Consider the following 19,251-nt stretch of genomic DNA (forward strand, 5'->3'; position numbering starts at 1 on the left):
GTTCGTGAATTCCTGTAGATTCATATTTTTAATAAAACGTTGATAAAATTGAATTATTCTTCAATACAATAAAAAATAGTGGAGATTTGCTTCGAATTACAAATAATAGAATGATTATACGCTGTTTTTTAAAGAATTATAAACTAAATATAGAACAAAAGTTCGATTGGTGGTAAAATATTCATAAAGATATTTTGTAGTATTTTTTGGGAATTAGGTGCGTGGTTTAACATATACAAATAGTTATGAAAATGAGTATATATAGGAGGGAGATTAAATAAAGAAAATTTAGTAATGATAAGTTGGAAAGTAGTTCAGTAAGAAATCATTATCCTGTTAAAGGTGATGGAGGATTTTGGAGATGACAAAAGAGGAAATCGTTAAGCTATTTATAAATACGATAGTAAAGATAGCCCCAGAGAAATTAGATGAATACATAGAAAAAATTAAAAGAAATAGCCATTCTTCTAAATAAATAGGCTATTTCTTCTCAGGTTTCGTATGATTTTTATTTAGCGCCTGAGCGATAGAAAGCATTTGTTCTAATGCTATATCTTTTTCATCTTTTGGTAACGGTTCTAGCCATTCCATGATTTCTTTAAACTTTTTATATTTGTGTGCATTTAAATCTATTTCTTTACTTTCTCCATATAAGTAGTCAATAGTAACATTAAATCTTTTTGAAACTTTTTCTAATGTTTCTCGTCCAGGAAAGGCTTTCCCATTTTCAAATTTAGAAACAGTTCCTTTTGTTAAGCCAACCTCTTTCCCGAATTGTTCTTGGCTTAGCTTACTATCTATTCTGATTTGTTTTAATCTATCCTTTATTTCCACTGTATATTGTCTCCCCTTTAAACGAGTTTCCAAAATAACTCTTATTTTCATTATAAAGTTTACTAATAGGAATCGTAAAGAGGAAAGGATTGATATAATATGGGGCTATTTAAAGAAATGTTGGATCCTTCAATTTGTGAAATACGTAATGTTGAAGAGAGGTAGTAATAATCTTTTAATAACATGAAAAAAATTTTAAACGAAAAGTTTCACTGTGTGAAACTCGAGGGGCATATGCCCTCATTAGAAAAGATGCTTTTATTTTAATGAGTAGATTTAATTATATTCTCCAATAAATATAGAGCGATCTTTTAAAAGTAAGAAGGATTTTATACGAAAATAAATTATATTCTTGGGAGGTTTTTAATTTGGAACAACCAATTTTATTATCAATTATGGATAAAGAAACAGAAAAGAAAATACAAAAAGTAGTTATAAGTATTTTAAAGGAACATCGTGCATTAAAGGTGCGTTTTGGGGATGAGATTGGGCAACAGCAGGGAGGAATTAATTTGTTTCCTGAAATTTGTAATACTAAGCAGATTAATCAAATGAAGTATAGACAGGTTGAAAAAGCTTTAAAGTATAGCTTAGATGAGGACGAGAGAAACATTATTGAGATGAAGTATTTAAGCGATCAAAAATTAAGAGATAATTATATTTATAATGAATTGTTAATAAAGAAAGACTCTTATTATGAAAAGAAGAAGAATGCTCTTCGCTTAATTGCTACGGCTTTAGGGGTGATTTGAGCATCATAAGTAAAGGTTTACTATATCCGAATGGGAAAATAGTGAGATATTTTCAATAGATTTACATAATCAATAAAGATAGTAGAAGGAGAAATTTCCGATGAAGAGAGGGATAATTAAGGGGAATTTATAAATATGGATGAATGATAATCTTAGTATCAGAAGGGGAAAACAAAATCCCTTCTGGTGAATAAGCGTTCCACCAGAATAGGACGCACTCGGGTTATCGTACAGTGATGCTTTCATAGGTCACCATGCACTTTGTTCGCGTAGATAACCAGCGGGGCCTTGGAGGTAAGAGTACTCCTGTGTGGTGTGTGTATTACTCAACTTTGTAGATATTATCTGAGCTAAATATACAAATGAATATTTTTTATTTCATGTATGTTTAACCTCCTACATTTAAGCAAGTTTAGGAATGAGAAGATAGTATTTTTAAGGGTTGAATGAGTTTATATACTCTCAAACTTAATACATTTAAAGTAGCGAAATAGCTTTTGGTGTATTAGGTAAAAGAGTAGTACAAGGAGGTATGATAAAGGAAGAAAATATGTATACACTTCTCCTGAATCAACAAATTTGGAAAAATATAGAATTAAGTAACTATAAAGGTGCAAAGCGTAGCCTAATTAAAAATTAATTAGTATGGAAAAGGTTATTAAAGATAAAAACTATCCCTCCTATACAAATAAATCTTAGTGATTTAATAAAAAGCGAAGAGAGACATTTGTCTTTCTTTTTTATTTGAAAAAAGAGAAAGGAACGTGGCTCATATTGCTAGCTTAATAAAGATATTTGGAGCGACATTCGGAGCTTTTTGTGGGTATTTTTTTGGAGGGTTTGATGTTGCATTGAAAGTATTGGTAATAATAGCAGTTATTGATTATCTGTCTGGAATGATTGCAGCAGGGTATAGCGGAGAATTGAAAAGTAAAGTTGGCTTTAAGGGCATTGCTAAAAAGGTGATGTTATTTTTATTAATTGGAGTTGCAGCACAGCTAGATTCATTATTTGGTAGTAATAGTGGAATTCGAGAAGCAACAATCTTTTTCTTTATAGGAAATGAAGCATTATCAGTTTTAGAAAATGCTGGTCGTATAGGGATTAAGATTCCGAAAATATTAATCAGTGCTGTTGAAGTTTTAAATAATGAACAAAAACAAGAACATAAAAAGGAGAAATGAAGTAATGGGACACATTGTAGATATTTCAAAATGGAACGGTAATATAGATTGGAGTGTAGCGGCTCCACAGCTTGATTTAGTTATTGCTAGGGTGCAAGATGGCTCAAATTACGTAGATCCTATGTATAAAGAATACGTTCAAGCTATGAAAAGTTATAAAGTACCGTATGGAAATTACGCATTTTGCCGCTTTACGTCTGTTGCGGATGCTAAGAAAGAAGCGCAAGATTTTTGGGCGCGAGGTGACAAAGGTGCATTATTTTGGGTTGCAGACGTTGAGGTTAAGACAATGGGTGATATGCAAAGTGGGACGCAAGCATTTATCGATGAATTACGCCGTTTAGGAGCAAAAAAAGTTGGTTTATACGTAGGGCATCATACTTATGAAGCGTTTGGTGCAGCAAATATTAAAGCTGATTTTACATGGATTCCACGTTATGGCGGGAATAAACCAGCTTATCCTTGTGACATTTGGCAGTATACTGAGACAGGAAATGTATCTGGTATTGGTAAATGTGATTTGAATTATTTAATTGGTAACAAGTCATTATCTTGGTTTCTTGATGGAAATGGTGATAACAATGGGCAACAAAGTCGACCGGTAGGTATTGGGATCGCTATCTCAAAATATCCTGTTGGATATGAGGTGAACTTAAATACAAATCCAACTGATTTTATATTTTCAGGTAATTCTATTAAAGATAAAAACCCATATTTAATTTATAAAGCTTGGTGGATCCCAGAATATATGATTAATTTCGGCGGGGATCAACAATGGGCAAAATTAGAGCATTTCGATGTTCAATGGTTTTATGCTTATTCAAAATATCCTTCTGGTTATCAAATTAGACATTACGATGGACCGAATGGAAAAGATACTGGTTTTGTCGATGGTAGCGAGCCGTATCGATTATTTGGGCGTCAAGATGGACATGTTGATATTGGTGGGAATCGTTGGATTCGTGAAGAACATGTAGTAATTAGATAATACAAAAGGCCAACTTATTTAAGTGGCCTTTTATATTTTTTATTAAGTATTATTTGAAATTAATAGGATCGTTACTTTATATAAATTAAGTAGAAGAAAAGGAAAGGTGATATATATGTTAAAACATAGTGTAATGATGGATGTATTAGCGAATGCGGATACGAAGGAAAATGTAGAAAAGTCATTTTATGCATATAATGAAGCTTCTTTTACATCAGTTAAATCAAATGGAGGCGTGGAATATCCGCCTCAAACAATTCTTATAAGAGAAAAACGAAACAATGGTTGGTGGAAAATTCAAACTTGGGAAGGCGAGAAGTGGATCAATTTAAATGGTGAGAAAAAGTATGTAGAGAAACCATTCTATACGTATAATGAGCCATCATTTGTGTCTGCAAAAGGAGGAGGAGGCCAATCCTTTTTAGCACAAGAGGTACCTGTTATCGATGGGACGACAAGTGGCTGGTTAAAAATTATTTCTTATGAAGGAGAAAAATGGATCAATCCAAACGGTGAGAAAAAGTATGTAGAAAAATCATTCTATACGTACAATGAGCCATCTTTCGTATCTCCAAAAGGAGGAGGAGGTCAAGTCTTTACAGCGCAAGAGGTACCTGTTATTGATGGTACAACAAGTGGTTGGTTAAAGATTATTTCTTATGAAGGAGAAAAATGGATTAATCCAAATGGTGAGAAAAAGTATGTAGAAAAATCATTCTACACGTATAATGAGCCATCTTTCGTATCCCCAAAAGGAGGAGAAGGCCAAGTCTTTACAGCGCAAGAGGTACCTGTTATCGATGGTACAACAAGTGGTTGGTTAAAGATTATTTCTTACGAAGGAGAGAAATGGATCAATCCAAATGGTGAGAAAAAGTATATAGAAAAATCATTCTATACGTACAATGAACCATCATTTGTATCTGCAAAAGGAAATGGAGGCCAAGCTTTTTCAGCACAAGAGGTGCTTGTTATCGATGGTACAACAAGTGGCTGGTTAAAGATTATTTCTTATGAAGGAGAAAAATGGATTAATCCAAATGCTTCTGAGGTCTCAGGAGTAATTGAATTAGCTCTAAAACAATTAGGGAAGCCATACGTCTTTGGAGCATCGGGGCCTAATTCCTTTGATTGTAGTGGTTTCATATACTATGTATATAAAAATAATGGGTATAGTATTTCAAGGAATAGTGTAGCAGGATATTGGCCGATGGTAATTAAATTTAATGATCCGCAGCCTGGAGATTTAGTCTTTTTACAAAACACATATACACCTGGCCCATCACATATGGGGATTTATCTTGGAAACGGTGAGTTCATTCATGCAGGAAGTGAACAGACGGGTGTTGTAAGAGGAAATGTGTTTAGTTCATATAATCAAAAACATTTCCTTGGTTATGGTAGATTTCAAAAATAAGTTAGCAACGTTAGCATATAAACATCTTTTAAGATGTTTATAAGGGTAATTAAATAAAGTGATTTAATAGATTATAAAACAGCTATCAATTTTGATAGCTGTTTTTGATAGTTATGAAAAACCACAATGAATTTTCTAAAATGAAATATTCATTGTTTCAGAGATTATTAATTGAAATATACGAAAGGATATAGGTGATATATATGTTAAAACATAGTGTAATGACGGGTGTATTAGCGAATGCGGATACGAAGGAAAATGTAGAAAAGTCATTTTATGCATATAATGAAGCTTCTTTTACATCAGTTAAATCAAATGGAGGCGTGGAATATCCGCCTCAAACCATTCTTATAAGGGAAAAACGAAATAATGGTTGGTGGAAAATTCAAACTTGGGAAGGCGAGAAGTGGATTAATTTAAATGGTGAGAAAAAGTATGTAGAAAAATCATTCTATACGTACAATGAGCCATCTTTCGTATCTCCAAAAGGAGGAGGAGGTCAAGTCTTTACAGCGCAAGAGGTACCTGTGATTGATGGTACAACAAGTGGTTGGTTAAAGATTATTTCTTATGAAGGAGAAAAATGGATCAATCCAAATGGTGAGAAAAAGTATGTAGAAAAATCATTCTACACGTACAATGAGCCATCTTTCGTATCTGCGAAAGGAGGAGGAGGCCAAGTCTTTACAGCGCAAGAGGTACCTGTTATCGATGGTACAACAAGTGGTTGGTTAAAGATTATTTCTTATGAAGGAGAAAAATGGATTAATCCAAATGGTGAGAAAAAGTATGTAGAAAAATCATTCTACACGTACAATGAACCATCATTTGTATCCACAAAAGGAAATGGAGGCCAAGCTTTTTCAGCACAAGAGGTGCTTGTTATCGATGGTACAACAAGTGGCTGGTTAAAGATTATTTCTTATGAAGGGGAAAAATGGATTAATCCAAACGGTGGCATTGAAATGGTTTTCGAGTCTACAGCGTATAGTGTAGAGAACAGTCCTCCACATGAACGCATTACTGCATATGGTATTGATATAGGGAAAAACCCAAATATCAAGTTAATTGCTGTTGATCCTAAAGTAATTCCATTAGGAACGCAAGTAGATGTTGAGGGTTATGGTGTAGCCATTGCCGGTGATACGGGTGGTGCTATTAAAGGGAAAATAATTGATGTACTTTTCCCGACTGAAAGAGAAGCTATTAAGTGGGGACGCAAAAAGGTGAAAATAAGAATTCTTAATTAATCTTTTAATACACGAATATTGTTATTTGAGATTTGCTTAGATGATGCACATAATAAAGTTGTTCATTTCTTTTGGTATAGAAAAAGAGGTTGCACGTAGGCAACCTCTTTTTTACTCATATCGTAAACATTCAATTGGATCCAGTTTTGCAGCTTTGTTAGCTGGCAGTAAACCGAATATAATACCGATTAACATTGAGATACCTACTGCAAGAAGTCCAAGTTCTTTTGAGACAACGAGTGGCCATCCGGCAAAGATTGAGACGATCCAAGCGAAGAAGATACCGAGCATGAATCCGATGAAACCACCGAGTCCTGTTAAAATACAAGATTCAATTAAGAATTGTGTTAATACTTTACCGCGTGTTGCACCAAGTGCTTTACGAATACCGATCTCACGTGTACGTTCTGTTACAGATACAAGCATGATGTTCATTACACCGATACCACCAACAAGTAAGGAGATAGCGGCAATACCACCGAATACCATTTTCATCATACCGATTGATTCATCTAATTGCTTCGTAAATTCACCTAAGTCTTGTGCTTCGAATTTGTGCTCAAATTTAGGAGCTTTCATTTCGTTTAAAACAGAAACGGCTTGTTTTTCTACATTTTTACGTTCTGTTGGAGAGGTCATTGTTAATCTTACAGAGTCATACTCAGTTACTCCTGAAATGACAGGGGCGTTTTCAAGTGATGTATAACCTTCTGACATAGCCATTCCAAATTCGTTTTTCGTTTCGTACACACCCACTACTTTATACGGCTTTCCTTTTATATCTGTGTATAAATTTGGTTCCCAACCATTAAACAATTTATTGAAAGCTTCTTCATTTAATATAACAGCAGGGATTGCTTGATTTAATTCGCTGTCATTTAATTCACGACCGTGAACTAATTTTATTTTCGAATCTGTCATAAAAGCGCCTGTTCCACCTTTTAAATCAAGATTTACATCTTTTGAACCGGCAGATGCTTTCACTTTCATACTTACATCTGGATACACATCTTTAACGCCTGACACAGTTTGAAGACGGTTTAGCATATCAGGTGTGATTTTTGCACTATCTGTTCCGTAATCAGGATTGTTGTAGTAAATCGTTACTTCATTATCTTTTCCTTGGCCTAACTCTTTTTTAAACTTTGCATTTGTACCATCCCCCATTGAAATGATAGTAATAATGGCACTAATACCGATAATAATTCCTAGCATCGTTAAGATAGAACGCATTTTATGAGCAAAGATAGAGGAAAGGGCCATGCGTATATTTTCACTCGTGTTCAAAATTAACCTCTCCAATCTTGGACGATATTTCCGTCACGAATTACAATTTGACGTGCTGCAGCTTCCCCAATTTCACGATCATGGGTAATCATAATGATTGTTGAGCCTTGTTTGTTTAATTCGTAAAAGAGGTCCATAATTTGTGTACTTGTTTTCGTATCAAGTGCCCCCGTCGGTTCATCGGCTAAAATGAACTTTGGATTATTTACGATTGCACGTGCAACAGCGACACGCTGTTTTTGTCCACCTGATAATTCGTTCGGTAAGTGAGTAGCACGATCAGCTAAACCTACTTTTGTTAAAGCGGCTAATGAGCGCTCACGTCTTTCCTTTTTATCAACTCCAGCGTAAATAAGAGGTAGCTCTACATTTTGAAGTGCTGTAAGTCTCGGTAATAACATGAAGTTTTGGAATACGAATCCGATTTCTTTATTACGTACGTGTGCAAGTTCTGTTTCAGTCATGTTTGAAATATTTTGACCGGCTAGTTCGTACGTACCTGTCGTCGGTTTATCTAAGCAACCGATAATGTTCATTAATGTTGATTTACCAGAACCAGAAGGCCCCATAATAGAAGTGAATTCTCCTTGGTTCAGTGTTACGTCAATTCCGTGTAATATTTGAACGGATTCTGCACCATTTTGGAAGGATTTCGTGATGCCTTTTAAGTTAATCACTGGGCGACAACCTCCATACCATCTTTTAAGTCTTTTTCAGGTTTAGAAATAATTTCCTCACCTTTTTTCACTCCAGAAACTTTTGCTTCGCTATCAGTCTCGAATTCAACAGTAACTGCTTGTTCTTTCGCCTTACCGTCTTTCACAACGAAGACAACATTTTTGTCACCTTTTTTCACGATGCTGCTTTTCGGAACAATTGTACCAGTTGCTTCACCAGATTTACTTGTTACGTAAACGTGGAAGCCGTTTTGTAATTCCTCACTATTATCTAATGTGACAGTGAATTGATAGTTAGAAACTGTTTTGTTTTCGTCCATACTCTTTAATGGTGTAGAACCGATTTCAGTTACTTTTCCTGTCCAAGTCTTACCAGCGACCGTTTTTGAAGAAACAGTTACTTCTTGCCCAACTTTCATACTAGCAAGCTCATATTCAGAAAGTTGACCTTTTACTTTAAATGGGCCAGCGTGACGAAGTGTAATACCGCTCATACCTGTTTTTTCATCAGCGATTTTTACGATATCATCAATTACACCATCAGCAGGGCTCGTTACAGAAAGTGTATTTACTTTCTCTTTTGCAGCTTTAATCATTTCATCAGATTTTTCAACTTCAAACTTTTTCATTTCAAGCTGTGATTCTAATTGTTGTACTTCAATTTCAGATGCTTTTAATGCTTCAGCAGGAAGGCCTGCATTTTTATCTTTTTGTAATTTTTGTTTCGCTGCATCAATTTGTTTTTGGAACAATGTCACTTCTTTTTGTGCGATTTTCTTTTGCATTTCGGCTTCTGTTACACCTTGTTTCGCAGTCGGGTCATTGTATTTAAATAGAAGCTGACCCTTTTTCACTTCATCGCCTTTTTTAACAGCTAATTCATATGTTCCTTTTGTTGGATCGAATGAAATAGTTTCAATTCCATTTGGAATAACTTCGCCACCAAATTTTTGCGCGTTTTGGATTTGTTTTTCAGTTACTTTATATCCGCTATATGCCATTGCTACTTCTGAACCGCCACCAGCAAATGCAAAGTATGATCCAGCTGCAATTCCGATTGCTACTACACTAGTAATTAACACTTTATTTTTCTTCTTCATCTATTTATCACCTTTTCGTTCGTTTTAGTATCTACATTAAGTATAGAAGAGGTGAAGAATCTGACAAATCGTTTTAGCTTACAATAACCTTACAGTTTTGTAAGGTATGAATATGTAAATGTAAGGTAGAGCTTGTCCCAGTGTAAGCAAATGAATTGACTCGTTGTTTCTTTCTTACAATAATATTGTATGAAGGAGAGGAGGAAGGAAGATGGAAGCTTATTTTAGTGCGCATCCATTAAAACCGTTTATTCCCTACTCAAGGCAACATGCCATTATATTATTTATTATGTTGGTGGGAATCGTTTTTTTATATCAATACCAAGATGTATTACGTCAAAATGAGTGGAATATAACGGTTCGATATGCGATTGCATTTCTATTTATAGGGAGTGAAATTGGACTGCATATGTGGGAGTGGAAAGCAGGGATTTTTGAGCTAGCCACTTCATTACCGTTTGAGTTATGTACGATTAGTTTATTATTAGCGTCGATTATGATCATAACGAAAAGTTATCGCATATATGAGATTGTATTTTTTACAGGAATTATTGGTGCATCACAAGCTATTTTAACGCCAAACTTGCAGTATGCTTTTCCTCATTTTCGTTTCATTGAATATTTCATCGCGCATATATTGCTCATTTGGGCACCGCTCTTTATGACTTGGGTGGAAGGATATCGTCCGACAGTACAATCTATTAAACGCACAATGATATTTTTAAACATATTGATTCCGATTGTTTCGTTTGTAAATTACAAAACAGGTGGCAATTATATGTTTTTAGCTCGTAAGCCAGAAACTGCTTCATTACTCGATATGTTAGGGCCACACCCTTACTATATTATTTCATTAGAAATAGCTGCGCTTATTGGATGTTTTATTTTGTATATGCCGTTTGCGAAAAGAGAAGGGCACGCACAGAAAGAATCACTAGGATCATAACCTAGTGATTTTTTTATTTGAATATTTACAATTCAGAAAATTAAGAATAAAATTAGAGGGTAAATTATATAAAGAGAGAAGGGAAAACGTGGTCAAAAAAGTTTTTCTGAATGGGATGGAAGTGACGGTTCAATTTATTATTTCGATTTTGGGTATTATTTGTTTAGGGACATTGCCGAAATTATTTTATGGATTTGAGCTGCATGCATCACAGTACATAAAGAGTTTACAAGAAGTGTTTGTGAATTTAATGGACATCTCCAATTTTAAATATGTGGGAGATAAATTTTTATTTCCACAGTTGTTCGTCCATTATAAAGAAACGATTATTATTTTTTTGGCTGCTTTTTTCATTTCATTATTTGTAGCATTTTGTATTGTTTATGTAATTATGAGTAGTTCACCGCGTATACAACATCGAATTAAATCATTTCTTATCTTCCTAGAATCCATTCCAGATATTCTTCTTATTTTAGTATCACAAATTTTAGTTGTATGGTTTTTTAAACAAACAGGTTTTTTACCTTTTCAAATTGCTTCAATTGGAGGCGAGTCGATTAGAGGGTTGCCAATATTGTGTTTGAGCATCCCGACTACGATTATGTTTGTAAAAATGGTCGTGCTTCGTTTTGAAAATGAACTAGAAAAAGATTATGTACTATTTGCTAAGGCGAAAGGGCTGGGGCGCTTTCATATTTTAAATCGTCATATTTTACGAAATGTGTTGCTTAGTACATTATTCTTTGCGAAAACGAATATCTTTTTTATGTTATCTAATTTATATATTATAGAATGGATTTTTAATACGGGTGGCATTTTTATGTTTTTGAAATCGTATGAGGGTATTAGAGTTGAGGTTTTCATTGTTAGTGTACTGCTTATTTATATTCCGATTTTTATTTTATTTAAATTGTTTCATTATCTCATTCCGGCTGCGATGAAGGAGAGATTATAATATGTGGACATATATAAAACGTGATAAAAGATTTTGGATAAGCATTGGGTTTCTTCTCCTATTAGTTCTTTTGAGCATCGGAAATACGTTATGGAATGATGGACATATTAGACAAGTTACATTGCAATATGATGCGGATGAAAATCCACAAGTACCACCGTTTTCACCTTCATTACAATTTTTACTCGGGACAGATCGGAAAGGATATGATCTTTTACATTTAGTCATTGAGGGTGCGAAGTGGACGATTGGTATATCTATTTTAATTGCGGCACTTAGAATGGTAATAGGTGTGTTTTTTGGTGTCGTACTGGGAACGTACATAAAAAGAGGATTTTCAAAAATTGAGGCTTTTTTTGATAGTTTTACAGTTATTCCAACAATTATGATTGCTTATTTCTTCCTTCAATTTGCAAATACATTTGGAAGCGGAGAGGAAACAACAACCTTTTTTGAAAGAGCTTCGTTTCAAGTTGTCTTACTTGTAATGCTTGTAATGCCAGTTATTGCGCTCTATGTTGCGAAGGAAGTTCGTAAATTGCGAACGGAAGAATTTGTTGATGCCGCACGCATATTAGGTGGATCGAGAAGACATATTGTTATAAAGCATCTTTTCCCGCATCTTTATATGACGTTTATACTTGTATTTTTTCAGCAGTTTACGCAGACTCTTACTATTTTAATGCACTTAGGGTTACTAGAAATATTCTTTGGCGGAACGGTTAAGTTTCTAGGACCGATAGAAGAAATAGAATCTTATACACATGAATGGTCAGGGTTAATTGGAGTCTATTTTAGATCATTAACAGTGAATCCGTGGATTCCTCTCGTTCCGATTACATTTTTTGGACTTACTATTTTTTCAGGAAATATGATTGTAAAAAGTATAGAAGAGGCGATGATGAAAGTAAGGTTAGGAGGAGAGATAAAGAAGGACATTGTAGAAGAGGAACAATCTGTTGTGCAGTCGAAAGAAGAGTTATTTACTTTTAAGCATACGATGTGAAAATAAACAGAAGCAAGCATGTATTTCATGCTTGCTTCTGTTCTTTATTTTGTAGAAACTTCGCCTTCAGCTTCTGTTTGCGGAATAAAGTATCCGATTATACCACCGATGATTGCTGGGATAATCCAGCCAATGCCTAAGTTATAAAAAGGAATGGTGTGTACAATATTCGCAATCAAGCTTGGTATCATTCCCACATTATCAAGTGCATGAATACAGCTAATAAGGAATGCTGCGATCATTGCCCCGATGTAGACAGAAGGTTTACGTTTGGTATATTTATCAATAAATGATACGAAAATTAAAATAATCGTAATTGGATATAAAATAATTAATACAGGTAATGTAATTTTGATTAATAAACTTAAACCTAAGTTTGAAATCACGAAGCTAAAGATACAAACGTATAGTACGAGCTTTTTGTATGAAACATTTGTTAATACTGTTGCGAAATAGTTTGCAAATGCACTTACAACGCCAATTGCTGTCGTTAAACATGCAAAGATAATGGCGATACTTAATAAAACATTACCGCTTGTCCCAAAGAACTGGTACATAACAGTCGCTAATAGTTGACCACCGTTCTCGAATTGTCCTAAGTTGCCGTTTGAAGCGCCGATATAACCAAGTAAGAAATAAACAATTGTTAAAAATAGAGCTGCAATGCTCCCGCAAATAATTGTATATTTCGCAATCGATTTTTTCTCTTGTATACCGTTTTGGCGAATTGCATTTACAACGATTGTTGATAATACGAGAGCACCAATTGCATCTAATGTTAAAAATCCTTCAAGAAATCCTTTGAAAAATGGGATTTCTTTATAGTCACCAACAGGTTCTGCAAACGTTCCTGGTGAAAGAATCGCTTTTGTTGCCATAATTGCAATAATTACAAGTAAAATTGGTGTTAATATTTTTCCAATATGATCTACTAATTTTGATGGATTTAATGATAAGAAGTAGACGACTGTAAAGAAAATAGCACTAAAAATTAACATAGAGTACCATTGGTCCGGGAAAAGTGGTGCAATCCCAATTTCGTAAGATACAGATCCAGTTCGTGGAATAACAAATAGTGGGCCGATTGAAAGATAAATAATAATAGCGAATACTGCTGCGAATTTTGGATGAACACGGCTTGCTAAAGTGTTAAAACTACCACCGGCAAGGGCAACAGCGACGATAGCTAGTAAAGATAAACCGACGTCTGTAATAATAAATCCTGTAATGGAGATCCACATGTTCTCTCCAGAAGAGAGTCCAAGGAGTGGCGGGAAAATCATATTACCAGCACCGAAGAAAACAGCGAATAGTAGTAAACTAATCGAAAGAATTTGCGCTGGTTTTAAAGTTGTACGCATATAAAGAAAATCCTCCTAATGAGTATTTTTGTCGAAAATTCAAACAATTTGTCGAGTAACTGTTATTATTTTAAAGGTCTGATGACTAGAAAGCAATAGGGAATTTTAAAAATATTTTAAAATAATGCGTAAAATTGAATAAATATACTATTTATATGCTTAATATAGGAAGGATTTAACTTTAAACGTAAAAAAACACATATCGCTAGGATATGTGTTTTAAAAAAATATTTTTTTATCACGTTCTTCTTTTAAAATTTCAACTGCTTCTCGGAAACGTTGTGAATGAACGATTTCTCGTTCACGTAAGAAGCGTAGGCTGTCATTTATATCTGGGTCATCTGATAAATTAATGAGCCATTGATATGTTGCGCGTGCTTTTTCTTCAGCCGCAATATCCTCATATAGATCGGCAATTGGATCACCTTTAGCCTGTATATAGGTTGCAGTAAATGGAACACCAGCAGCGTTATGGTAGTGAAGTGCACTATCATGATCAGCGTAATGAGGGTCAAGACCAGCAGCTTTCATTTGTTCAGGAGTCGCATCTTTCGTCAGCTTATAAACCATCGTAGCAATCATTTCAAGATGTGCAAATTCTTCTGTACCAATATCGGTAAGGAGACCAATGACTTTATCAGGAATTGTATAACGTTGATTTAAGTAACGGAGTGCAGCAGCTAATTCTCCATCTGCACCGCCATATTGCTCAATTAATAATTTTGCAAGTGCTGGATTGCAAGTTCCTACTTTAACTGGGTATTGTAATTTTTTTTCATAAATCCACATAGTTTCTCTCCTTTATATTTGCCATGGCCAAGGACCTTTGCTCCATTCCCAAGGGGCATTAGAATAGCTATTTCCAAACTGTTGGAGTGGTCCATATTTTTCTTCCATCTTTTGTTTTAATACTCTTCGTTTATAGGAAAAGTCATTGAATTGATTAATAGCAGCGGTGTCATCTGGATGTGTATCTAAATAAAGAGTAAGTTCAACTAGTACAAAGTCCAGTTCTTGAAGCTCCAGTAAAAGCTGGTAGTATTCTTCTGGTAGCGATTGATTCACGTCAGTAGTCACCGCCCTTTTTTATAAGGATTTTCATAATAGTCATAAAAAACAGGCCATAAAGTCCCTTTTTGTAGTGCTTCTTTTGGCGTGAATTGCGGTAAGTTTGGCGGTTGAAAGCCTAAAAATAAATTAGGAGGAGTAGAATAATATTTTTTTCCGATAGGAGGACAAGGATCGAGAGGGCTATGATAGGGCACAAATGATCTCATATATTTATTCACGAATAAACCTCCTTACATGTTCATTACTACGTATTGTATTCAGACATAATGAGCATTTATGACACATATAAAAAAGTAATAGGTACGGGGGGAATGAATGTGGAGACTGTGAAACAATTCATTGTATTGGAAGTGAAAAACTTAAAGGAAACGTTGTATTTTTACGAAGGGATTTTAGGAATCAAACCTAGTTTAGAAAGACCACAATTAGATGTAACGGGGGTTTGGTATGATGCTGATTCAACGAGAATTAGTTTTGTCATGAATCGCATGTTAGGTGGGCGGGAAAAAAGTGTTACAGATTCATGTGAGGCTTTAACATTTACGATTTCTAACATAGAGAAATTGAAAAAGAAGCTAGCGTTTTATGAAATTTTATATACAGAAAATGAATGTGCGAGGAGTATTGTAGTACAAGACCCAGATGGATATAAGCTTCAAGTAGTAGAGAAGGGTGAATAAACGGAGGGGATTTAGTGGAGAGAAATTATGAAGAAAGTGCGTTGTTTGAGCATCAATTTTGGCTAAAGGTACTTACTGATCATGCGCAATTTTTACTTGATGCGTTAGCTCCGAAGGAAAAAGAAGATATAAAAAAAGCTACTTATTTTGTTGAGACGTTTACGGACTTTCTAAAAAAAATTCATACTGTTAATCTCATTGCATTTTCAAAAGAGGCAGAACAAGCTGCTAAGGAGATTCGGACGTTTAAATTAAATATTATACAGAAACAGTTGGAAGGAAAAATTACCATTCATTTTACGCCAACTTTTATTAATCATATGGTAAACGAAGTGGAAGAGTATATAACGGTTTTAGAGTTTTTGAAGAAGGGGGAAGTTCCACCTGTTTTTCATGAACTGCATTATCATCTCGTTTGGTTAACGGATGCGGCTGGTCATGCGGGTTCTATTTCTGGTGGGCTAGATCTTGTTGAAAAAAGATTAAAAGAGAAAAGCGAAGAATTTACGAAGCATTTTGAACAATTTTACTTAAAGGCAGTTGAGATGACTGGGTATTTACGGACAGAGCTTCATCATTTTCCAGCGTTAAAGAAGTTTACAAAAGATGTTTCACTTGAACTAAAATTATTTTCACATTTTTTACATGAAGTTGAAGAATTGGAGTTGTCGAATGAAATATTAAGTGCATTATCAGCGAGAATGGCAGACCATATGGCAAGAGAGGAATGTTATTATTTATTAAAATTAGCTCAATCATCTGGACTCGAAATGCCGAAATGTAATCCGCTTTAAAGAACAAGAGGCCGATATCATTTGGCCTCTTGTTCTTTTTTATTTTCTCTTTTTATTTGTGCTTGTTCAATACTTGCCTGTAATGTCTCCATAATATTGATGATGTTTGGAGCAGGAGAGATTGTTTCCGTTTTTTCCTGTTGTTCAACTTTATTTTCGATTAATTCGGTAAGGGCTTCTGTATATTCATCTGTATACATTTCTTGTTCAAAAGGATTTGTAAGGTGGTGGATTAAATTAATTGCTGCGGTGAGTTCTTGTTTTTGGATAGGATAATTTTCATTACTTGGTAAGTTAGGTGTATTTGTTATATCGCGAATTTCATTAGGGTAGTGAATGGTTTGCAACATAAGTCCATCTTCAAAGTTACGGATAATAGCTAAATGTTGTTTTTTTCTAATGGAAATATGAATCAGCCCAAGTTTATTTGTACGTTCAAGAGCTTCTTTTAATAATAAATATGATTTTTCGTGTCCTGGAGTAGGGCCTATAAAATAAGAACGATCATAGAGAACTGAATCAATTTCGTTATTTTGGACAAAAGATATAATCCGAATGGATCGTGGTTCGTGAGCTTTTTGCAAAGCAGCTAATTCTTTTTCATCAATAATGATGTATTTATGGGGTGCATATTCATAGGCTTTTACAATATCTTTATCATCAATTTCTTCATCTGTACAATCAGGAGCAAATTTTTTATATTTAATAGGTGTTAAGCATTCTTTATGGAGACTTAAAAATTTTATATCGGTTTCTTCTACGGCGCTATATAGTTTAATTCCTATATTTAATAGTCCAAGTGAAAGTGCACCTTTCCATACGGTATGCAATGAAACCTCTCCTTTCATTCAAAAATGATTATGTATATTATGAGATAGTAAGAAATTTCCTATACGTGTATTTGTATTTTAGTGAAGGGCTTGAGACTTAAAATATATTGACAAGCCCTCCGAAATATTTTAATGTGAGTGTATAAAATTGTGTATAAAGGGGAGTAACTTATTACAGTAAAGTCGTCATTACAGGGAGAAACCCTCGGCTTTATTGGCAACGTTTCGTTGTTAGTGAGACCTTTACCAGCAATGGTAAAGGCCCCTTATTGTCTTTTTTTAGGACCCTTACCATATTTGGTAGGGTCCTTTTTGTATACAAAGAGAGGAGAAATAAAAATGAAAAAACTTATTAGTAGATTAAGAGTTGTCTTTCATGTTCGCCGATTTGTTCCATTCCTATTTGACTTTTTTACTTCAAAAGAGGTTTCAATAAAGAAGAAAATTTTATCCATTGCTTTTTTAGTTGGTTATGTAGCGATGCCGCTCGATTTAATTCCAGACTTCCTGCCGTTTATCGGTATTTTAGATGATATTGGAATTGTGTTATTTATTTTGAACCGAATTGTAAAAATGGCGCCAGTTCAATTACAAGAAAAGCATAATGTAAATATTGGATAGGAGTTAAAAGAATGGAGCAAATTATTTTAGATATAATCGAGTTTTTAAAGCAGTTTTCTTATTTTGGAGTTGTGTTAGCATTAACGTTTGAATTTATTCCAGCAGAGGTAGTTTTGCCTATGGTTGGGTATTGGGTGTACGAGGGTGATATGAATTTTTGGCTAGCTGTATTAGCCGGGACACTGGGGGGAACGACAGGACCGTTAACGTTATACGCACTCGGTTATTACGGTGGTCGCCCTCTATTAATAAAATACGGGAAATACTTCTTTATTAAAGAAGAACAAATTCAAAAAGCAGATGATTTCTTTGAGAAATATGGACCGGTTGTAGCATTTGTTGGACGCTTTGTACCGGGAGTTCGAACGCTTATTTCTGTTCCATGTGGTATGGCAAAAATGAACATATGGAAATTTAGTATTTATACATTTGTAGCAATGTTCCCGTTAACGACTTTATATGTCTATTTTGGAATGAAATTAGGTCCGCATTGGGCAAAGGCTGCGGATGTTGTAGGGCAATATATGCTACCGATATTACTAGCCGTAGTCATTGTTGTAGGTGGTATTTTAATCTATAAATTTATGAAAAAAAGAAACAGAACGGAATCTATTTAGTCATTTGAATATTTTTTGAAAATAGATGAATAGTACAGGCAAAAGACTCTAAAGGACATACACATATAGGGAATATAAAAGAGAGAGGGGAAACAACTATGTCTTGTGAGTGCTCAGGGTCAGCATTAACTTGTTGTCCAGATAAAAATTATGTGCAAGATAAAGTGTGTAGTCCGTGGTCAGGAACTGTAGTAGCGACTGCTATTACGAATGTGCTGTACAACAACAATATTAATCAAAATTTAATTGGAACAGGATTTGTTCGATATGACGTAGGACCAGCGGCAATAACGTTAACAGTTCTTGATTCTGCGGGTAATACACTTGATACCCAAACTATAAATCCAGGAACAAGTATTGCTTTTACGTATCGCCGTTTTGAAACAATTGAAGTAACTTTACCAGCTGCAACAGCTGGGACATATCAAGGTGAGTTTTGTATCACGACGCGTTATTCACTTTCATAGAAGAATAGGAGAAGGCTAAAATGGGGAATTCTAGTTTATCTTGTTGCTCCAATAAAACACTTGTACAAGATCAAGTATGTATAGATTGGTCCGCTACTGGTGCGGTAACCGAAACGGTGTATACGAATAATATTACGCAAGATTTATATGCATCAGGTTATGTGAAATATGATGTAGGTACAGCTCCAATTACCGTGAATTTTTTAGTAGGAGCGACAGTGGTGAATACAATTACTGTACAACCCCAAAGTAGTGGATCATTTACAGTAAGGTATTTTACTACAATTCAAATCGTAACGACAGGAACGGGAGTAAGTCAGGGACAATTATGTCTTACGGTACGTTATCCAATTTCATAAGAAAAAGCATACCGTAACGGTATGCTTTTTTTATATAGTTTGTAAGTTGAGGTCA

23 protein-coding genes are annotated in these 19,251 nt (G+C 34.5%); 14 read left to right on the plus strand and 9 right to left on the minus strand.

Annotation, left to right across the window (positions count from 1 at the left end; genetic code table 11):
• Window positions 1-480: 480 nt before the first annotated feature.
• Window positions 481-834 carry a helix-turn-helix domain-containing protein gene (locus tag ATN06_RS04250; protein WP_000402992.1) on the minus strand — a complete coding sequence of 118 codons (354 nt, stop codon included), beginning with the start codon at window positions 832-834 and terminating at the stop codon, window positions 481-483.
• 368 nt (window positions 835-1,202) lie between these two features.
• Between ATN06_RS04250 and ATN06_RS04255 the strand changes: the two genes are divergently transcribed.
• The 5 genes from ATN06_RS04255 (at window position 1,203) to ATN06_RS04275 (ending at window position 6,425) form a co-directional block, all read left to right on the plus strand.
• On the plus strand, window positions 1,203-1,586 hold the full coding sequence (locus tag ATN06_RS04255; protein WP_060629654.1) for an ArpU family phage packaging/lysis transcriptional regulator: 384 nt from the start codon (window positions 1,203-1,205) through the stop codon (window positions 1,584-1,586).
• A gap of 764 nt (window positions 1,587-2,350) precedes the next feature.
• Window positions 2,351-2,770, plus strand: a complete 420-nt coding sequence (locus ATN06_RS04260) for a phage holin family protein (protein WP_000930103.1) — start codon at window positions 2,351-2,353, stop codon at window positions 2,768-2,770.
• 4 nt (window positions 2,771-2,774) lie between these two features.
• Complete coding sequence (locus ATN06_RS04265) at window positions 2,775-3,758, plus strand: glycoside hydrolase family 25 protein (RefSeq protein ID WP_000509862.1); 984 nt, start codon at window positions 2,775-2,777, stop codon at window positions 3,756-3,758.
• A 115-nt stretch (window positions 3,759-3,873) separates the two neighbouring features.
• A complete protein-coding gene (locus tag ATN06_RS04270) occupies window positions 3,874-5,175 on the plus strand; it encodes a C40 family peptidase (RefSeq protein ID WP_060629655.1) in 1,302 nt (433 codons plus the stop codon).
• A 203-nt stretch (window positions 5,176-5,378) separates the two neighbouring features.
• Window positions 5,379-6,425 carry a 3D domain-containing protein gene (locus ATN06_RS04275; RefSeq protein WP_060629656.1) on the plus strand — a complete coding sequence of 349 codons (1,047 nt, stop codon included), beginning with the start codon at window positions 5,379-5,381 and terminating at the stop codon, window positions 6,423-6,425.
• 111 nt (window positions 6,426-6,536) lie between these two features.
• Here the strand turns inward: ATN06_RS04275 and ATN06_RS04280 are convergent, their stop codons facing one another.
• From ATN06_RS04280 to ATN06_RS04290, 3 genes are read right to left on the minus strand one after another with little or no spacing between them, the layout of a single operon-like run.
• A complete protein-coding gene (locus ATN06_RS04280; RefSeq protein ID WP_410491098.1) occupies window positions 6,537-7,688 on the minus strand; it encodes an ABC transporter permease in 1,152 nt (383 codons plus the stop codon).
• 26 nt (window positions 7,689-7,714) lie between these two features.
• The gene (locus tag ATN06_RS04285) at window positions 7,715-8,389 is read right to left on the minus strand and encodes an ABC transporter ATP-binding protein (RefSeq protein WP_000609104.1); all 675 of its coding nucleotides are present in this window, start codon (window positions 8,387-8,389) and stop codon (window positions 7,715-7,717) included.
• Entirely contained in the window at window positions 8,386-9,489 is a 1,104-nt protein-coding gene (locus ATN06_RS04290) for an efflux RND transporter periplasmic adaptor subunit (RefSeq protein WP_060629657.1), read from the minus strand. The genes ATN06_RS04285 and ATN06_RS04290 overlap by 4 nt, the downstream gene beginning before the upstream one ends.
• A 211-nt stretch (window positions 9,490-9,700) precedes the next feature.
• On the opposite strand from ATN06_RS04290, the gene ATN06_RS04295 reads away from it, so the two are divergent.
• The 3 genes from ATN06_RS04295 (at window position 9,701) to ATN06_RS04305 (ending at window position 12,396) form a co-directional block, all read left to right on the plus strand.
• A complete protein-coding gene (locus ATN06_RS04295) occupies window positions 9,701-10,435 on the plus strand; it encodes a YwaF family protein (RefSeq protein WP_060629658.1) in 735 nt (244 codons plus the stop codon).
• 88 nt (window positions 10,436-10,523) lie between these two features.
• On the plus strand, window positions 10,524-11,390 hold the full coding sequence (locus ATN06_RS04300) for an ABC transporter permease subunit (RefSeq protein ID WP_060629659.1): 867 nt from the start codon (window positions 10,524-10,526) through the stop codon (window positions 11,388-11,390).
• 1 nt (window position 11,391) lies between these two features.
• Window positions 11,392-12,396, plus strand: a complete 1,005-nt coding sequence (locus ATN06_RS04305; RefSeq protein WP_060629660.1) for an ABC transporter permease — start codon at window positions 11,392-11,394, stop codon at window positions 12,394-12,396.
• A 44-nt stretch (window positions 12,397-12,440) separates the two neighbouring features.
• Here ATN06_RS04305 and brnQ2 read toward each other — a convergent pair whose 3' ends face one another.
• From brnQ2 to ATN06_RS04325, 4 genes are all read right to left on the minus strand, one after another.
• A complete protein-coding gene (brnQ2, locus tag ATN06_RS04310; protein ID WP_060629661.1) occupies window positions 12,441-13,757 on the minus strand; it encodes a branched-chain amino acid transport system II carrier protein BrnQ2 in 1,317 nt (438 codons plus the stop codon).
• A 219-nt stretch (window positions 13,758-13,976) separates the two neighbouring features.
• A complete protein-coding gene (cotJC, locus tag ATN06_RS04315; RefSeq protein ID WP_000265273.1) occupies window positions 13,977-14,546 on the minus strand; it encodes a spore coat protein CotJC in 570 nt (189 codons plus the stop codon).
• Window positions 14,547-14,558: 12 nt separating this feature from the next.
• On the minus strand, window positions 14,559-14,822 hold the full coding sequence (locus tag ATN06_RS04320; protein ID WP_001076510.1) for a spore coat protein CotJB: 264 nt from the start codon (window positions 14,820-14,822) through the stop codon (window positions 14,559-14,561).
• An 8-nt stretch (window positions 14,823-14,830) separates the two neighbouring features.
• On the minus strand, window positions 14,831-15,046 hold the full coding sequence (locus tag ATN06_RS04325; RefSeq protein ID WP_001046257.1) for a spore coat associated protein CotJA: 216 nt from the start codon (window positions 15,044-15,046) through the stop codon (window positions 14,831-14,833).
• Between the two features lie 48 nt (window positions 15,047-15,094).
• On the opposite strand from ATN06_RS04325, the gene ATN06_RS04330 reads away from it, so the two are divergent.
• Both ATN06_RS04330 and ATN06_RS04335 read left to right on the plus strand, forming a co-directional pair.
• Window positions 15,095-15,508, plus strand: coding sequence for a VOC family protein (locus tag ATN06_RS04330; RefSeq protein WP_110093209.1), 414 nt, complete (start codon window positions 15,095-15,097; stop codon window positions 15,506-15,508).
• 14 nt (window positions 15,509-15,522) lie between these two features.
• The gene (locus ATN06_RS04335) at window positions 15,523-16,302 is read left to right on the plus strand and encodes a DUF2935 domain-containing protein (RefSeq protein WP_060629663.1); all 780 of its coding nucleotides are present in this window, start codon (window positions 15,523-15,525) and stop codon (window positions 16,300-16,302) included.
• A gap of 17 nt (window positions 16,303-16,319) precedes the next feature.
• On the opposite strand, the gene ATN06_RS04340 is transcribed toward ATN06_RS04335, so the two are convergent.
• Complete coding sequence (locus ATN06_RS04340; RefSeq protein WP_060629664.1) at window positions 16,320-17,132, minus strand: non-homologous end joining protein Ku; 813 nt, start codon at window positions 17,130-17,132, stop codon at window positions 16,320-16,322.
• Between the two features lie 339 nt (window positions 17,133-17,471).
• On the opposite strand from ATN06_RS04340, the gene ATN06_RS04345 reads away from it, so the two are divergent.
• The 4 genes from ATN06_RS04345 to ATN06_RS04360 all read left to right on the plus strand — a co-directional run bounded on the left by ATN06_RS04345 (window position 17,472) and on the right by ATN06_RS04360 (window position 19,196).
• Window positions 17,472-17,753, plus strand: a complete 282-nt coding sequence (locus ATN06_RS04345; RefSeq protein WP_000733843.1) for a YkvA family protein — start codon at window positions 17,472-17,474, stop codon at window positions 17,751-17,753.
• Between the two features lie 11 nt (window positions 17,754-17,764).
• Window positions 17,765-18,370: a DedA family protein gene (locus ATN06_RS04350; RefSeq protein ID WP_060629665.1), complete on the plus strand. Its 606-nt coding sequence runs from the start codon at window positions 17,765-17,767 to the stop codon at window positions 18,368-18,370.
• A gap of 98 nt (window positions 18,371-18,468) precedes the next feature.
• Window positions 18,469-18,837 (plus strand): DUF3992 domain-containing protein, encoded by a 369-nt coding sequence (locus ATN06_RS04355; RefSeq protein WP_060629666.1) that lies wholly within the window; start codon window positions 18,469-18,471, stop codon window positions 18,835-18,837.
• Between the two features lie 20 nt (window positions 18,838-18,857).
• Window positions 18,858-19,196, plus strand: coding sequence for a DUF3992 domain-containing protein (locus tag ATN06_RS04360; RefSeq protein WP_060629667.1), 339 nt, complete (start codon window positions 18,858-18,860; stop codon window positions 19,194-19,196).
• Window positions 19,197-19,251 lie beyond the last annotated feature (55 nt).

The organism is Bacillus thuringiensis (assembly GCF_001455345.1).
In the GTDB taxonomy this organism is placed as follows: domain Bacteria; phylum Bacillota; class Bacilli; order Bacillales; family Bacillaceae_G; genus Bacillus_A; species Bacillus_A thuringiensis_N.

Bases quoted from the DNA above. Each gene is read 5' to 3' on its own strand.
- ATN06_RS04265 (WP_000509862.1), top strand. From the start codon at position 2,775: ATGGGACACATTGTAGATATTTCAAAATGGAACGGTAATATAGATTGG.
- ATN06_RS04270 (WP_060629655.1), top strand. From the start codon at position 3,874: ATGTTAAAACATAGTGTAATGATGGATGTATTAGCGAATGCGGATACG.
- ATN06_RS04275 (WP_060629656.1), top strand. From the start codon at position 5,379: ATGTTAAAACATAGTGTAATGACGGGTGTATTAGCGAATGCGGATACG.
- ATN06_RS04280 (WP_410491098.1), bottom strand. From the start codon at position 7,688: ATGGCCCTTTCCTCTATCTTTGCTCATAAAATGCGTTCTATCTTAACG.
- ATN06_RS04290 (WP_060629657.1), bottom strand. From the start codon at position 9,489: ATGAAGAAGAAAAATAAAGTGTTAATTACTAGTGTAGTAGCAATCGGA.
- ATN06_RS04295 (WP_060629658.1), top strand. From the start codon at position 9,701: ATGGAAGCTTATTTTAGTGCGCATCCATTAAAACCGTTTATTCCCTAC.
- ATN06_RS04305 (WP_060629660.1), top strand. From the start codon at position 11,392: ATGTGGACATATATAAAACGTGATAAAAGATTTTGGATAAGCATTGGG.
- brnQ2 (WP_060629661.1), bottom strand. From the start codon at position 13,757: ATGCGTACAACTTTAAAACCAGCGCAAATTCTTTCGATTAGTTTACTA.
- cotJC (WP_000265273.1), bottom strand. From the start codon at position 14,546: ATGTGGATTTATGAAAAAAAATTACAATACCCAGTTAAAGTAGGAACT.
- ATN06_RS04330 (WP_110093209.1), top strand. From the start codon at position 15,095: ATGAGCATTTATGACACATATAAAAAAGTAATAGGTACGGGGGGAATG.
- ATN06_RS04345 (WP_000733843.1), top strand. From the start codon at position 17,472: ATGAAAAAACTTATTAGTAGATTAAGAGTTGTCTTTCATGTTCGCCGA.
- ATN06_RS04350 (WP_060629665.1), top strand. From the start codon at position 17,765: ATGGAGCAAATTATTTTAGATATAATCGAGTTTTTAAAGCAGTTTTCT.
- ATN06_RS04355 (WP_060629666.1), top strand. From the start codon at position 18,469: ATGTCTTGTGAGTGCTCAGGGTCAGCATTAACTTGTTGTCCAGATAAA.
- ATN06_RS04360 (WP_060629667.1), top strand. From the start codon at position 18,858: ATGGGGAATTCTAGTTTATCTTGTTGCTCCAATAAAACACTTGTACAA.